Source organism: Citrobacter sedlakii NBRC 105722 (assembly GCF_000759835.1).
Taxonomy (GTDB): Bacteria; Pseudomonadota; Gammaproteobacteria; order Enterobacterales; family Enterobacteriaceae; genus Citrobacter_A; species Citrobacter_A sedlakii.
The window spans coordinates 1-14540 of sequence record NZ_BBNB01000013.1; the positions used below are offsets into that span (position 1 = coordinate 1).

The 14540-nt window shown below is 48.7% G+C and carries 16 protein-coding genes and 3 pseudogenes; 10 read left to right on the top strand and 9 right to left on the bottom strand.

Annotation, left to right across the window (positions count from 1 at the left end; translation table 11 throughout):
• From CSE01S_RS22470 to CSE01S_RS17175, 6 genes and pseudogenes are all read left to right on the top strand, one after another.
• Positions 1 to 523, top strand: a 523-nt coding sequence (locus CSE01S_RS22470; RefSeq protein WP_233422710.1) for a polymorphic toxin type 30 domain-containing protein, incomplete at its 5' end; no start/stop codon positions are given.
• The gene (locus CSE01S_RS17165; protein ID WP_042290962.1) at positions 520 to 909 is read left to right on the top strand and encodes a hypothetical protein; all 390 of its coding nucleotides are present in this window, start codon (positions 520 to 522) and stop codon (positions 907 to 909) included. The genes CSE01S_RS22470 and CSE01S_RS17165, both read left to right, overlap by 4 nt.
• Before the next feature lie 34 nt (positions 910 to 943).
• Positions 944 to 1155, top strand: a pseudogene (locus CSE01S_RS23395) (ISAs1 family transposase); the annotation flags it as partial.
• Between the two features lie 40 nt (positions 1156 to 1195).
• Positions 1196 to 1384 (top strand): annotated as a pseudogene (locus CSE01S_RS23155) (RHS repeat-associated core domain-containing protein); the annotation flags it as partial.
• A gap of 21 nt (positions 1385 to 1405) precedes the next feature.
• On the top strand, positions 1406 to 1618 hold the full coding sequence (locus CSE01S_RS23160) for a hypothetical protein (protein ID WP_148365435.1): 213 nt from the start codon (positions 1406 to 1408) through the stop codon (positions 1616 to 1618).
• A gap of 11 nt (positions 1619 to 1629) precedes the next feature.
• Entirely contained in the window at positions 1630 to 1866 is a 237-nt protein-coding gene (locus tag CSE01S_RS17175) for a hypothetical protein (RefSeq protein ID WP_042290964.1), read from the top strand.
• 46 nt (positions 1867 to 1912) lie between these two features.
• Here CSE01S_RS17175 and CSE01S_RS22480 read toward each other — a convergent pair.
• Positions 1913 to 2200, bottom strand: a pseudogene (locus CSE01S_RS22480) (SymE family type I addiction module toxin); the annotation flags it as partial.
• 177 nt (positions 2201 to 2377) lie between these two features.
• Here CSE01S_RS22480 and CSE01S_RS17185 point away from each other — a divergent pair.
• Positions 2378 to 2923, top strand: coding sequence for a DUF4225 domain-containing protein (locus tag CSE01S_RS17185; RefSeq protein WP_042290966.1), 546 nt, complete (start codon positions 2378 to 2380; stop codon positions 2921 to 2923).
• Positions 2924 to 3691: 768 nt separating this feature from the next.
• Here the strand turns inward: CSE01S_RS17185 and CSE01S_RS17190 are convergent.
• Positions 3692 to 4078 (bottom strand): hypothetical protein, encoded by a 387-nt coding sequence (locus CSE01S_RS17190; RefSeq protein ID WP_042290967.1) that lies wholly within the window; start codon positions 4076 to 4078, stop codon positions 3692 to 3694.
• A 1070-nt stretch (positions 4079 to 5148) separates the two neighbouring features.
• A complete protein-coding gene (locus tag CSE01S_RS17195; RefSeq protein ID WP_042290968.1) occupies positions 5149 to 5541 on the bottom strand; it encodes a FaeA/PapI family transcriptional regulator in 393 nt (130 codons plus the stop codon).
• Between the two features lie 171 nt (positions 5542 to 5712).
• Between CSE01S_RS17195 and CSE01S_RS17200 the strand changes: the two genes are divergently transcribed.
• Genes CSE01S_RS17200 through CSE01S_RS17210 form a run of 3 tightly spaced genes read left to right on the top strand, consistent with a single transcriptional unit; the run spans position 5713 to position 8125 of the window.
• On the top strand, positions 5713 to 6441 hold the full coding sequence (locus CSE01S_RS17200; protein ID WP_042290970.1) for a winged helix-turn-helix domain-containing protein: 729 nt from the start codon (positions 5713 to 5715) through the stop codon (positions 6439 to 6441).
• Positions 6434 to 6901 carry a FidL-like protein gene (locus tag CSE01S_RS17205; RefSeq protein WP_042290972.1) on the top strand — a complete coding sequence of 156 codons (468 nt, stop codon included), beginning with the start codon at positions 6434 to 6436 and terminating at the stop codon, positions 6899 to 6901. Before CSE01S_RS17200 ends, CSE01S_RS17205 begins: the two co-directional genes overlap by 8 nt.
• Before the next feature lie 51 nt (positions 6902 to 6952).
• Positions 6953 to 8125, top strand: a complete 1173-nt coding sequence (locus CSE01S_RS17210) for an HD domain-containing protein (protein ID WP_042290973.1) — start codon at positions 6953 to 6955, stop codon at positions 8123 to 8125.
• A gap of 36 nt (positions 8126 to 8161) precedes the next feature.
• On the opposite strand, the gene CSE01S_RS17215 is transcribed toward CSE01S_RS17210, so the two are convergent.
• The 6 genes from CSE01S_RS17215 to CSE01S_RS17240 are packed head-to-tail and all read right to left on the bottom strand — an operon-like array spanning position 8162 to position 14537.
• Positions 8162 to 8899, bottom strand: coding sequence for an SDR family oxidoreductase (locus CSE01S_RS17215; protein WP_042290974.1), 738 nt, complete (start codon positions 8897 to 8899; stop codon positions 8162 to 8164).
• A 1-nt stretch (position 8900) separates the two neighbouring features.
• On the bottom strand, positions 8901 to 9152 hold the full coding sequence (locus tag CSE01S_RS17220) for an acyl carrier protein (RefSeq protein WP_042290976.1): 252 nt from the start codon (positions 9150 to 9152) through the stop codon (positions 8901 to 8903).
• 1 nt (position 9153) lies between these two features.
• On the bottom strand, positions 9154 to 9942 hold the full coding sequence (locus CSE01S_RS17225) for a hotdog family protein (RefSeq protein ID WP_042290978.1): 789 nt from the start codon (positions 9940 to 9942) through the stop codon (positions 9154 to 9156).
• A complete protein-coding gene (locus tag CSE01S_RS17230; RefSeq protein ID WP_042290979.1) occupies positions 9939 to 11192 on the bottom strand; it encodes a beta-ketoacyl-[acyl-carrier-protein] synthase family protein in 1254 nt (417 codons plus the stop codon). The genes CSE01S_RS17225 and CSE01S_RS17230 overlap by 4 nt, the downstream gene beginning before the upstream one ends.
• A complete protein-coding gene (locus CSE01S_RS17235; RefSeq protein WP_304501814.1) occupies positions 11179 to 12603 on the bottom strand; it encodes a TolC family protein in 1425 nt (474 codons plus the stop codon). Before CSE01S_RS17235 ends, CSE01S_RS17230 begins: the two co-directional genes overlap by 14 nt.
• Positions 12604 to 12605: 2 nt before the next feature.
• Complete coding sequence (locus CSE01S_RS17240; protein WP_042290981.1) at positions 12606 to 14537, bottom strand: MacB family efflux pump subunit; 1932 nt, start codon at positions 14535 to 14537, stop codon at positions 12606 to 12608.
• Between the last annotated feature and the right edge of the window lie 3 nt (positions 14538 to 14540).

The window sequence follows — 14540 nt, forward strand, 5'->3', positions numbered from 1 at the left end:
GATAGGGCTGGCGGGGGGGATTAACCCGTATGGATATGTTGTAAATCCACTAAATTATAGTGATCCACTTGGATTGGCTTGTGTATGTCCCGGGTTGTACGATTGGTATAAATATAATCGCTCTCAAGGTATAACAGCAATACAAGCGTACCAAGCGATAAAAAATTCTTCACCACTAGATATATTTAATTATGCTCTACACAGACAAGGTCTTTCAGGACACAATTATCCAATGAATTTTAAAGAAAAATTCACTGCAGGAAATTATAAATATGAAGTAAGAGCCCATGATGTGAACCCTAATGCTCCGCCAGGAAGCAATTCTGCTAATGGCCCTATATATAGAGTAGGTAGAAGCCAAAGTGGAACAAATCCTGCGACTAATCAAGGATATGGTTGGGAATATGGCTCACATGACGGGAATTGGCATCATACATCAACTTTGAAGCCAAATAGCCCGAATTATAATCCTGGTGCTGCAAATGATACGCATATACCGCTACCTACTAGAGTTGTCCCATGAGTGAAAAAAATATAATCGATGAGATAAAAGAACATAATTGGAAAGAAAGTTGGTTAGATTTCTCATTTTTTCTTTACGAAAGAAATCGCCTGATTATTGCAGGAAGTGATGATCTTTCTTACTATCATAATCTGGAAGTAATAATAGACAACCCCTCTTATATTAATGGTGTTATGGATTGGTCATGTGATCTTAACGAAGAGTTTATTAAATCATCAAATTATACTGAAAATAATTGTAATATGTCAGTACTGGAGTTTTATTCAGACTCTGAATTAAAACTCAAAGTTATTGCAGAAAAAATATCAGTTAATTTTGATGTCGTTTTTTACTATAAAAAAGAAAATTTAAACATTGGTGAGCGATTAGCCTATTGGGTTAAATAATAATAGCCGGAAAGTTCGCTGTACTTTCCGGCGTTTTATCGAATCACTATGCCACGAAGTTATTGAAGGAAAAATTATTGCAATAGATAGAAAAACCATAAGAGACTACTGTGATAAAGGAAAAGAAAAGGAGTCATCCATATAGTAAGTGAATTTTCAACCGAAAATGGGGTTGTACTGGGAAAGGTGAAATCTAACGCTAAAAGTAATGAGATTATGGCTATTCCTGAACTACTAGCAGTTCTAGGGCCGGGAAGAAAGCGTAAATGAGGGCAACCTTACATACAGGCTGCGCTTTCCGGGGCAGTATGAAGATGAAGAATCGGGGTTGTGTTATAACCGGTTCCGGTACTATGATTGCGGGATAGGGCAGTACCTGTGTGCGGACCCGATAGGACTGGTGGGGGGATTAAATCTTTATCAATATGTGCCTAATCCTCTCAGTTGGATCGATCCGTTGGGTCTTGCAAGGTGTAAACCAACGTCACCAGGTGCTATGCAAAAGCAGGTTGAACGAGGTCAGGCTCCAAAAGATATAATTCGAGTTGATCGCGGTCATATTCCAGGACAAGAACCTCATGTCCATTATAAAGATGGAACATCGTCCAATCAGAGTGGCGGTATTCATGATGCCCATAAAGTCACCCCAAACACTAGCAAAAAGGCTATTGATTGGCTTAAAGAGCATGGCTGGGAGCCCCCTAAATAAGGATTTTCTGGATGAATGTATATGGTTATGCTTCTGATAATGTTGATCTAATTTCTTTGAATGAAATTACATTGCAAGCATCAGTTGCTGAGCTAAGTAAATTGGTTGATTTTCTAAAAAATACAATTATTTTAATGGAAAAACATAAAGAAGATTTTGGGCATGAACATTTTAGTGATTTTTTAAAAAAGTCATCTGAGATTGATGTTGAAATAATAATAAGCAATGCAGATCTTGAATCAAAATAATAAAAAACCGGGAAAGACCCTCAAACCTTCCCAGCTTTTTATTTATCTAACCCTCGTTCAGCACACTAAATATCCCGTTTTTAATCACCTTAACTATCTGTTTAACATGATAAAGCTGCTCGCGCAGCTCCTACACCTCATTGTTGTCAGCGATGATAGTCAGGTATCCTTTCGAAATCTTCACCGTCACGCCGCACCCGGTCTCAAATCCCGCCTCTTTCAGCCAGTCGCCCTTAAGGTGCAGGCTGGGGTTGCGTGAATATCCGGTGGGGACTTTGGTTTTACGGTTGGTGTGGGAAATGTCGACATAGCCGCCTTTAAGACGGCGTTGGGTTTAAAAGGATGACTGAAACCGGATTACCAGGGGAACAGGTAATGACAGGTATTGATGAAGGGAGTATGTTGACCGGGCGTAAAAAGTCATCGGTGCCTTCATTTTAAATACATGTTCTACTAATTGGAGGTATTACCTTTTATCTGGAGAAAATGGTTTAATAAAAGAGGAATTTGTGTGGTTGGCTATCTACAAATCAGAAATGCTCGCAAAGGCATCATGAGAGATATTTACAGGATTCAGGGAGAATTTGAGGCTGGCACATTTAAAGGTCCGGCTATCACTGCCTCTGGTCTTATTCACACCGACCAGGTTCGATATCAGTTCATGAATAATATTCAGGCCTTTTTAGAAGCTCAACTCGAATGTATCAATGGTGGCGGTAAAACAGAAGATAAAAATCTAGCACTGCACTACTTAAGAATGGAACAAGAATATCCAGAAAAACAAATAATCTGGTTGCTATCCAAGCAGGCACAGCCAGCAGCATCTGTCGAAATAAATTTCATAAAGGGCATGATATCCTATATTGTTAAAAACATTGGGCTAATTGGTGAAATAGCTCAGGTTGCATCCGGAGTAACTCTTCTTTTTGCCGGTTCACCAACGATGGTAGGTACTGTTGTGGGAGGTTTGCTTATCTTACACGGTGTTAACAATATATTAGAGAATGCTCTGAGTTTATTTTATGGTAATGATAATGCTGAGGGGCCTGCAACTTAATTGCATAGAGATGCAACTGAGTATCTAGGATATGACCGGTTTTATAGGAGGTTAGTATTTGCAGGTATTGATCTAGCTTTATCAGCAACAACTCTATTTGAGGCTGGGTTAGCAGAAGTCCGAATCGGGACTGAGTTAGTGACCGCCCCTTCAGATTATTTCATAATATATCCGCAGATTATGAAACAAAATTTAGAACGATGAGTGTATTTGCTTTATATTTAGAAATATTTACTGACACAGCGATTTTATATTCAGGCACTCAGATTTACATTTTTTACCAGCAACCAGGTCTGATGAACTCCCATAAGCTCTCTTTTTATTCAATAACCATTAATAGAAAAAGTATATTAATCTAATGTAGGATTTTCACAACCACATGTTCCCTTCCTTATAATAGGAATCAACAATGAATAACGATGAACTAATAATAATGATGCGTAGGAATATTTTTCTGAAAAACAGATTAATAACCTAGATAAGTTACCAGAAAAATAATCAACACCATTATATGATACGGTTGCTGAACCAGCAAGACGCATCCACCATTCTTTATTTTCTAATATTTATTCCTTATTATAATTTATCAGTACGCTAATGATATCAAACAAGAATATTATACTTCACCACTGATTTTTCTTTATATTGGTACATCGCACCTTGTATATTCAAAACTTCATATATTTGCGCCATTACTCCAGGGATATAAGGCAAGAAAAGTCATAAAAGAAACGCAGAGAAAAGTAAAATCTTAGCAGGGTGCAGACATTAGATTTTATTTAAAAAAAATTTAATGGCTAGTGTTATGAGTTTATATTGCGTAGTCACCGACACATTTCTCAGCTTCCCGGATATATATACAACAAGGTAAATGAAAAATATACAAGCCAACGATAAAAATAAAAAATCAAGTCTTCTGACCAATACTTCTGTAACAATAAACGGGATATGGAAAAATAGCATGCCGAAAAATATCATCAAGGCATCCCGAAGCGCCCTCTTTGCTGAAACATAAATTTCCCTATAAACATCATTTACACAAACTTTAGAATGAGGGTTTTCAGCCTTTACTCTCTTTTTGAACATACAGAGCTCTTTCGAAGAAAACGCAACCTCTTTTATTTTATCTTTTAGCTTAAACTTTTTAAGTTCCATTTATTATTTCAACCTCTGGCAATAGTGACTTATTTTACTAATAATGTTCAGAGATGATAGCACACATGATTTCATATTTTGAAAGTAGATTTGACCCAGACCACATAAATTGCGAATATAAGTCAGTATATCCTCATAAAAGTCCTCAGTTCTGTTCAGCTATGGTTTTCATCATAAAACCCACGAATATAAAAAACTCTACAATTGATACAAGTTATAATTTATTAGCAAACCTTATAACTACAACAGGAGTAAAAAAAATCTTAGGTAATAAATAAATTACAAACCACAAACGTAAGAGTTAATTACACTGACCACTGACTATTTTATGAGTTTAACCGCACTTAAACACAGCCTGCCATTTCAGAATTTCTTTATTCCAACACTGGATAATGAAAATCCCCGGAAGACAGAAGATTGGTATGTGGTTAGATATTGATACATTAATCGGCATTAAAGATGCAGAACTGAAAAAACTTTGTTTGGAAAAGCTTTCCTACCGTGATATTGAGCTTGTACAGCACACTGAAAGATGAATGATCTGCCTAACAAGATAGAGTCACAGACACTAACATCAGTCTACCGTCACGTCGTATCTCTGATAAGCAGAGCAGCAATAGGTACTCGACTCAACGGAATTTTAATAATCTCTCCTGCCCCTTCTGACTATCGTTCCCTTCCAAATTTATACCCCCCAACATTCCTTAAAAAATCTCTGTATAAACTTTTGTCGATAATGTCTTTACTCACACGATCGCCACCTCAAAATTACATGAGGTTTATTTTTATGCGTAATAAAAATGAATTCTCAAACGTGAAAAATGTGATGTTAATCAACAAAGCAGGCTCTGAGCGCAGTAACAAAATTAAATATCAACAGACTTGTTATTTAATGTTAAATTTGTTAAACACCCATAGTAACATGACGAAATAAATTTAGATGTGATAATCACTGAATGCTGGACGTTATGGCTAAAACCAGGGCAATTAGACAATCACGCGAGAACAATCATTTTTTATTGGGAATATTCCGAATGCCTCGCGAGATGTTATTAATGCCTGACGGGCAATTAAAGGCTAACTTGTTGATTTAACCTTCTTTGTTGCAAACGATATCCCCCCTTGCTAGAATCTTCGATAACTTCTGTAGATTCTTTTGATAAAAACCATTGATGGTGCTTTTGCATTTTATCTCGTATAACTTGACCATATTTTTCCAGCGGAAGAAGTAAGTGTCTAACTTTATAAATTGAAATGCCGCAAAGATCGGCAATTTCCCGTGTAGACAGACCTTCAGCACTATGATCTTTTAATAGTTCAAGAATAAAAACTTGCTCGGGAACCCTGACCGTAGCAAAGCTGCTTATTCCCATTTCCGCCGCTATCATCTGCAGAGTGTTACACGGTGCGCTATACCGTACGGGTAACGCACCTGAAGGGTAAGAACTCAGCGAGAGTTTCATGGCACAGCCTCCTGGGTTACAAAGGAGTGCCCAGTATGCATTCACACCCGTTTAACTAGCAACATTAGCTGCAAATGATCATGAAAAAAGGTTTTTTATCTAACATTCACGTTGTTTTATTTTAAAAAACCTGCATGTTAGAGAAAAGCAGGGCTTAGCGCGGAGAGGAACATGAGGTTCGACATAGAGGGATTTATCACTTTTGATACCGAGGATGCGTCTCTCGTTAACCTGTTGACCGGTGATTGTATTGAATTATCTCAAACATCGACACGGCTTCTGGCGGAGTTGCTTAATCATCGCGGCGATATCCTCTCGCGCAATGAAATTTTCCAGTCTGTTTTCGATAAATATGGCGCCCGGGCGTCCAACAGCAATTTGAATCAGTATATTTCAACACTGCGCAGAAACCTGAACGATTTAGGCGTTGAAAAGGAAATCATCGTCACGGTGCCGCGTATAGGTTTTAAAATAGCGGAAGATGCGATCATCAATAACGATCGCGAGTATCGAACGCCCTTTCTTGAAGAAAAAGAACCTGAACCAGAACTGACTGAAGTACACCACTCGTTCCATCAGATGATTACCCGCGTTATCGCGCTGGCGATGGCCCTTTTGCTGCTGATCATAAAACCTGGCGCATACAAATCTGAACCCGACTTACATAAAATGGTTAAAGGTCAGTGTGTTATTTTTTCGTCTACGTCCTTGTCGTTGATGGATGTTAAAAACAGCTTTGACTTAACGCCGCAAGTCCTCGATTGTTCGAAGGCTAAAGAATTGTACGTTTACAAACAGCAGGTAACAGGCACCCTGGGTAATATTATGCAACTACTCCTCATTAAGTGTGACAACCGTGGTTGCGTAAGTTTTTATTACAGAGAAAAAAATAATGCCTAAGCGAATTATTTTACTTTTTATCAGTATCGTTGTGTTGTTTATCGGCGCAGTTTACGGTTTCACCCGCCCCCCGGCCTTTTCATGCAAGTCACAATTTTCGATTGTACAAAACATCAACAATGATACCATCCGTAGTGAAGGATTGATTTTTGCCAATCTCACAGATGACACGTTTCTGGTCAGCATTGACGGTTTGTTGGTCCATAATAAACAAAAGTATTTAATCTCGCGCACGCTCAAAATGAAATACCAGCCGTACAACGCCAGTGCGCATTTGTACAAAATAACCCGTGTGCAAATAGTTCGCGACAACACTGACAATGTTGATGATGAGATAGCTAATAGTTTACTGTTTGGCAAAGGGCCGGACGAAAAAATTATTTTTCTTAAAAAGCTCAATAACAATGTAATATTATTTGGTAACCACGCATTTCCGCAGTATGGTTGCAAACGAGATTAATTTGTGTGGTTTTCTTTCACGAAGCACAGCATATGTTAACTTTCTCATATCATGAATATAAACTTAATCGAATCTCTGGCTTGTATTTCAAAAATAATAGACATGATCAATCCCAGACTCAACCTGCATCATGTCAGAACGGCCTACATCGCCTGGCATTTAGCCAGGGAGTCGCAGTTTACCCCCGCGCAGTGTCGCAAGACCCTGCTGGCGGCGCTACTGCACGATATTGGCGGTCTGAATGAAGAGTCGCGCCTTCAACCGCTTAGCTACTATGACAATGAGCTCAATAACCATGCCGCGGTGGGCGCCGAACTGCTGGCCAGCGTGCCGTTATTGAACCCGTTAAGCCCTATTGTGCGCTACCATCACACCCGCTGGGATAATGGCCAGGGAGCAATGGTCAACGGGTCTAAAGTCCCAAAGGAAAGCCATGTGATCTACCTGGCGGATCGGATAGACGTTTTAATCGCGCGCTACCGCGCTAACGATATAATATCGGTCAAAGACGAAATTATTAATATTATTGCGGGCGGCGACAATCTTTTATATAAACCTGAATATATCTGCGCCTTCAGAAAAATAGCAAATTGTGAGCATTTTTGGTTAAAAATCAAATCGACAGACTTTGACGATTATATTAAAGATATTCCCCGGATTCATAACGACTCCGTCTCCTTGCATAATTTTCGTGACATCGCTGGCATGCTGGCGTTTATTATTGATGGGTTTAGCCAGCATGGCGTTCAGCATTCGCTGGTCGTGGGACGCATATCGGGTTATCTCGCCAAAGAGATGGGGATTACTCCAGTACAATGCCTGAAGATTGAAATTGGCGGTTTGCTGCACAATCTGACGTCCCTGACGTGCGGCTCAGCGCCAGCGCATACCGGTGATGAAAATGTGGTCTGGGATGAGCTTTACCCCATTGAAGCGATCAGAGATATCGCGGGCTGGTGCCACACGCATAAGACGGTAACGGCAAGATCCGCCGCGCCGCCAGAAGCCATGATTCTGCGGGCCAGCATCTGGCTGGCGTCATTGCTTCAGGGCGTAACCCTGTCGAGTGAATTCAAAGCGCGCGTAGGAGAAACGGCGGAAATCGCCCCGGAACTGGCAGGGATCGTGCAACAGCACAGTACGGTGTTGTTGCAAATCTTTCAGGAGTCGGTCAAAGAAAGGCGCGCATTAGTGCAAAGAATCAACCAGTTAAGTCTAACGTAAACCGCGAGAAGCCTCACTTCTCGCGGTTTTCGATCATCAGGCAGACAAACCGCCGTCCAGTATCAGCGTCTGCCCGGTGAGATAACTGCTTCCCTCCCCCGCCAGAAACGCCACTGCACGCGCAACGTCCTGCGTACGCCCGAGACGGCGCAGCGGAATATTCTGCTGCATCGTTTTCAGATGCGCCGCAGGAATAGCCTGTACCATCTCACCTTCAATCAAGCCCGGCGCCAGACAGTTAACCCGAATACCAAAGCGCCCCACTTCCCGCGCCAGCGAATGCGTCAACCCGATCATCGCCGCTTTACTGGCCGCGTAAGCCGTCTGCCCGCTATTGCCCTTTACCGCCGATACCGACGACATAAACACAATCGCACCGCTGCCCTGGGTCATCATGGCGGGCAACAGGATCCGGTTCCAGTTCACGACGGAAACAAGATTGTTATTCAGCACCTCCTGCCAGTCCTGCGCGTTCTGGTGAATGTGCAGACCATCACGGGTCATTCCGGCGTTATGGATGATAGCGGCTGGCGCGCCGCATTTTTCCAGCAGCGACGTTGCCAGTTGCGAAACACGTTCTTCATCGCTGCCGTCGCAGCAGTGCCCCTGCACCCAGGTTGCGGTGCGCAGACGCTGCGCGGCCTCCAGCGTCTGCGCGATCCTGGCCTCGTTGCGTCCGGTAAAGACAATATTCCAGTCCGGCAGCAGGTGGCTCACCAGCGCCTGACCAATCCCCCGGCTACCGCCGGTGATCAGCATCCATTTTTCCGCCATGTCAGTCCGCCATCGCCTTTTCAATACGCTGGCTCAGCTCGCGCAGCGTCATAAAGGGATTCTTCATGAACATTTCCGGATTCACCGTCACATTAAATTCACGTTTCGCCAGCACCATCAGCTCAACGTAGTCCAGGCTGTCCAGCTCCAGTTCCGGCAGCGTCGTCTCCGGGGTCAATGCGTCCGGCGTCATATCTTTTGCGTCGCAGATCATTTCGCTGATTTTTTTATAGATCGTTTCTTGTTGGCTCATTTTATTTTCCTTTTGTCAGCGCGCCGACCTTCAGGGTAACGGCGCTGCAAATGAAACGTTGTTGATAACAGGTTCGCGCCGCGATCCGCACCACCGCGCCCGTAGCGAGGTCGCCGACGACCAGCGCAGGGAGCGTGTCGATCACCAGCCGCGGCGGTAACGTATTCGCCCGCCACGGCTCAAGAAGCAGACTGTCGAAAATGACCTCCTGATGGGTCTGCATGACCGGGAAACGGTTAAAAAGCGCCTCCAGAGAAGGGCAGTCCGGCAACATCGCGGCGACAGAGGGTTGATGTAGCAGCGCATCGTCCTGTAGCAGATGGCGGAACAGCAGCGCGTCCAGGAAATGCCACTGCTGGGCGTCGGGCAGCAGCGGCTGAAATGACTGATGCAGCCCGGCAAGCGTGGCGGAGTCCAGCACTCGCTGGCTCAGGCCGTCGTCGCGCGGAAAGCCCTGTTCCGGCGTAAGCTGACAGGACAGACAGGTTTCTCCCCCCGCGCGCTCTTTCACCGACACCACGACGCGCTCGCTCGCTTCACGCATCAGAGAGTACGCCGTATCCCGCCACAGTGGTCTGCGCAGACGTACGGTGCATTTCAGAAACGGCGCGCTGTCGGCGGGCGGGCTGATAAAACGCTTCACATCGAGTAACGCGCGCATCCCGTGAACACTAAGCGCGTGTCCCCCGCGTGCTTTCACCCACGCTTCGTCAAAATGCACCGGGTTGTAATCACCGGAAAACGCCGCCCAGCGGCTGGCGTCCTGATGACCATAATGCAGGGGCATCATGCGTGTTTCTCCAGGATCAGCGCCGCATTCGCTCCGCCAAAGCCAAAGCTCAGATTCAGCGTGCGGCGAATGTCGCCCGCGCGGTGACCCTCGATCACATAATCCAGATCACAGCGTTCATCAGCCTGTTGGAAGTTGGCCGTCGCGGGCATCACGCCGTGGGCGATAGCCTGTAAGCAGACGATACTTTCGAATGTCCCTGCCGCGGAGATTAAGTGTCCGGAATAGGATTTGGTGCTGGAGACCGGGATAGCGTAAGCCGCGTCGCCCAACGCCATTTTGAGCGACTGGGTTTCGTTAATGTCGTTCAGCGGCGTTGAGGTCCCATGCGCATTAATGTAGTCCAGTTGTTCAGGCTCCAGCCCGGCCTGCTGCAGGGCATGGGTGATGGTTTGCACGCGGGCCAGACAGTCTTCCGCCGGCGAGGTGAAATCCCAGGCGTCCGAGAAGTTGGCGTAGCCGGTGATTTCGCCGAGGATCGTCGCCCCACGCGCCAGCGCCCCTTCGCGTTCCTCCAGACACAGCACCGCCGCCCCTTCAGAAAGCACAAACCCGCTGCGATGGGCGCTGAAAGGACAGCTTGCCCGCTGCGGGTCCGACGGCTCCTTGCTGAGCGCCCCCAGCACGTCAATGTTCCACACCGCACAGTGACTGGTGAGCGACTCGCCCGCGCCAGCCAGCATCATCTGCGCCCTGCCGCTGCGAATCACCTCATACGCGTCGCCAATAGCAATCGTGCCCGTCGCGCAGGCGGCAATCACCGTATTCTGATAGCCGTTCAGCCCCCAGAACTGACTGCATGCGGCAGTCGTCACGCTTGGCATAGCGTAAAAACAGTTGAACGGCGAGGCGACGCCCGTTGCGGCAAATTCGCTCTGCGCCTCGTAACTTTCATCCAGTCCTGCCCAGCCGGTGCCCATAATCACGCCGCAGTCCAGCGGGTTATAGAATTCCTGGGGGGGCTTATCGCCGAAGGCCATGCCCATCGCCTGACGCGCCGCGCCAACGGTCAGGCGGGCAAACCGCGGCAGCCGACGCCGGATGGCGGCAGGCACCCCCATCAGACTCGGCTCGTTATCCACCAGCCCGAGAAAATGGGTGTTGATATTCAAGGCGGTTTTGTCGACGTAGCGATAGCCATGTCGTTTGTCCATGATTGCCTGCCAGCTTTCCTCTGCCGTTGCGCCAAGCGGGGTCACGGCGCCATACCCGGTAACGACAACCCGCTTAAAGTCATTATTCAGCTTCATGTTCCATCATCCTGTATTGCGTTTCGCCACCCCCTTGCGCCAGCCAGAGCTGCAGCGTGGCGTAGAGGTAGTCGTATTGGGTTTGTGCAAGGGCGTTCTCTAACGTCAAGATGTCGTCCTGCGCATTGAGCAGCGTCTGAAAGTCCACGGCCCCGGCGCGATAACGGCTTTCCGTCAGCGTTAAGCGCTGCTGGCTCAGCGCCAGCGACTGATGCAGCCTTGCGCGCTGCTCGCTCGCGCTCAGCCGGTTTTCCATTGCCTCATCCACCTCGGCGAGCGCGGCATAGGCGGTCGAGCGAAAGGTAATCGCCGCCTGTTTAACCGCTAAATCCGCCTGCCGCACGGTAAGGCGCTGGGTGTTCCACTGGATAAACGGCAGGGCCAACGCGCCGCCCACGGTGCGTATCGGATCGCTGAACCATTGGTTAAATACCTGACTGCCGGCATTCAACGAGGCGTCAAGGGAGAGCGAAGGGTAAAAACGCAGCCGCGAGGCGTCGTATCCGGCAAGCGCCGCACGCAGACGGGACTCCGCCGCCTGAATATCCGGACGCTGAGCGATAACATACAGCGGCGTTTTTTGCGCAACCGGCACCTGTTGATTGACATCCAACGCAGGCGACTCGTCAGCGTGCTGTTCCGCCGGTCTGTTAAGCAGCAGCGCCAGCGCATTACGCGCGCTGCTTCGCTGTTGCTCCAGCGTACGCAGTTGGTTTCGCCGCTCCAGCAGCGCCTGCTGCGCTTGCAGGACGTCAAGCTGTCCCACTTTCCCGGCCTGAAACCACGACGTCACCTGCTGTAAGGTCTGCTGAGAAATGGTCAATGCTGCGCGCTGGTTGCGGATCTGCTGGTTATACAGCGCGATACGCCAATAAAGCTGGGCGGCCGTCCCTTGGGTGGAAAGCATCGTCGCGTGATAATCCTGTTCGCTTGCCACCGCCTCCCATTCGCTCTGTTCACGGATACGGGCCAGCTTTCCCCATAAATCCACTTCATAGCCAATAGTGATCCCACTGCTGTAATTCTCCTGCGACGCGCTACCGCGCCGCACATTTTTGCTGTTGCTGGCGGAACCGCTCACCGTGACGTCAGGGGTGAGGTTGGTATTGGTCAATCCTGCAGCCACGCGCGCCTGCTGGAGGGCGATCGCGGCAGCCGCAAGATCGTTATTGCTGATGAGTACCTGCCCGATAACCCGCGTCAGGCGCGGGTCGCCAAAACGCTGCCAGCCAAAAACCGCTACTGTATCCGGCGCCACTTGCCATTGCCGGGGCAGTGAGAGCAGCGGACGCTGGTAGTCGCTGCGGGTCAGTTGCCCACAGCCGGAAAGCAGTAGCGCTGTCAGAAAAACCGCGCCCCAGCGCAATTTTTTGCCGGATGGCGACGTACTACGTGGCGGTAATATCTTCATCGTCATTCGCGTGCCAGCGCCTCTGTCGGATTAAGGCGAGCCGCTCTGCGCGCCGGGAAATAGCCAAACGTCAGGCCTATAAGCGCGGAAAACCCACACGCCATCAGCACCGGAAAGGCGGTAAAGACCATCGTGAAGGCGTCGGTGGCGACAGCGAAGATATGCCCTGCCACCCACGAGCCCATTACCCCGAGCAGGCCGCCGAGAGCGCAGATCATCACCGCCTCGATCAGAAACTGATTCATAATGTCTGACGGCCTTGCGCCCACGGACAGGCGAATACCGATCTCATGGGTACGCTCGGTCACCGAAACCAACATGATGTTCATCACCCCCACGCCGCCCACCAACAGCGAAATAGCGGCGATTGCGGTGATCAACAGCGACATAGAGTCGGAGGTTTTTTGCAGGGCGTTTGCCAGTTGATCGTCGGTCTGGATAAAGAAGTCTTTTCTGCCATGCTCACGCAGCAGATGCCGTTCCGCGCGCTGCGCCGCGTCATGCGGTTCCAGCGTCGGCTGAAAACGCGCGATCAACGACTCCAGCGGTTTCTCGCCGGTTAGTCGCTGTTGTAAGGCCGTATGCGGCGCCCAGGCCGCCATAAAGCCGCCAACCACTTTCGGACCAGGGCGCGTGGCAACACCAATGACCCGCCACGGCGCACCGGCAATTTGCACGATCTCGCCGAGGGCGTTTTCACCGCCGGGAAACAGCGTATCGCGTCCGGTTTCATCAAGGATGAGCACCGGTTCGCCTTCGGCGACGTCACGCGCGGTAAAGCCATTTCCCTCGACGAAGCGCAATCCCTGCAGCGAGAAGAAGTCCTGCGACACGCCGGAAAGCATCAGCGAAGAATCCAGCCCCTTGCGGACCGCGAGCGTGGTGCTGCTCACCACTGGCGAGACGCCCATAATCCACGGCAGCGCTTGTAAACTCCGCACATCGTCCAGCGACAGCGCGCGTTCCATATCCGGGCGTTTGCTGCCCCATCCCGTTCCAGGACGGATCTCCAGCGTGGTGCTTCCCAGCTTGCCGATTTCGCTCATGATCGCCTGACGCGCCCCTTCGCCAACGGCCATCGACGACACGACTGACGCAATACCGATGATAATCCCGAGCATTGAGAGAAAGGCCCGCATCCGGTGCCCAAGCAACGATCGCCACGCCATGCGTACCGACTCATGCAGACTGCGCCCTAACGACGCGCGTCCGTTGTCCTGATCCGGTAACGCCGAAGCCTGCCTGACAGCAACATGCTGTTCATCGCTGATGATCCGCCCGTCGCTGATTTCAATAATGCGCTGCGCCTGACGGGCCACGTCGCGGTCATGGGTCACGATAATCACCGTGTGCCCGGCGGTATGCAGCTGATGCAGTACATCCATCAACGCCTTACCGCTCACGCTGTCGAGGGCGCCAGTCGGCTCATCGGCCAGAATGATATGGGCGCCGTTAATCAGCGCCCTGCAGACGCTCACACGCTGCTGCTGACCGCCGGAAAGCTGAGCAGGCCGATGTTGCAGGCGGTTCTCCAGACCGAGCTGGCGCGCCAGTCGCTGTATACGGGCTTTACGCTCTGGCTCCGGCATGGCGGTATAAAGCGCAGGAATCGCGATGTTCTCTTCTGCGGTCAGATACGGCATCAGGTGGTAGCGTTGAAAAATAAAGCCCAGATAGCGGCTGCGAAGGTCTGCCAGGCGCAGTTCGTCGGCCTCATGCACCGGCGTGCCGTTAATCAGCACTTCACCGGACGTGGGTTTGTCGAGGCAGCCAATAATGTTCATTAGCGTGGATTTCCCCGACCCGGACGCCCCGACAATCGCCACCATCTCGCCGGCGTGAAGGGTCAGTGAAATATCGCTGAGAACCGGAAGCACCTGCGTTCCGGCGTTAAACGCGCGGCAAACCTGACGTAAAACGATAATCGGCTCCATCCG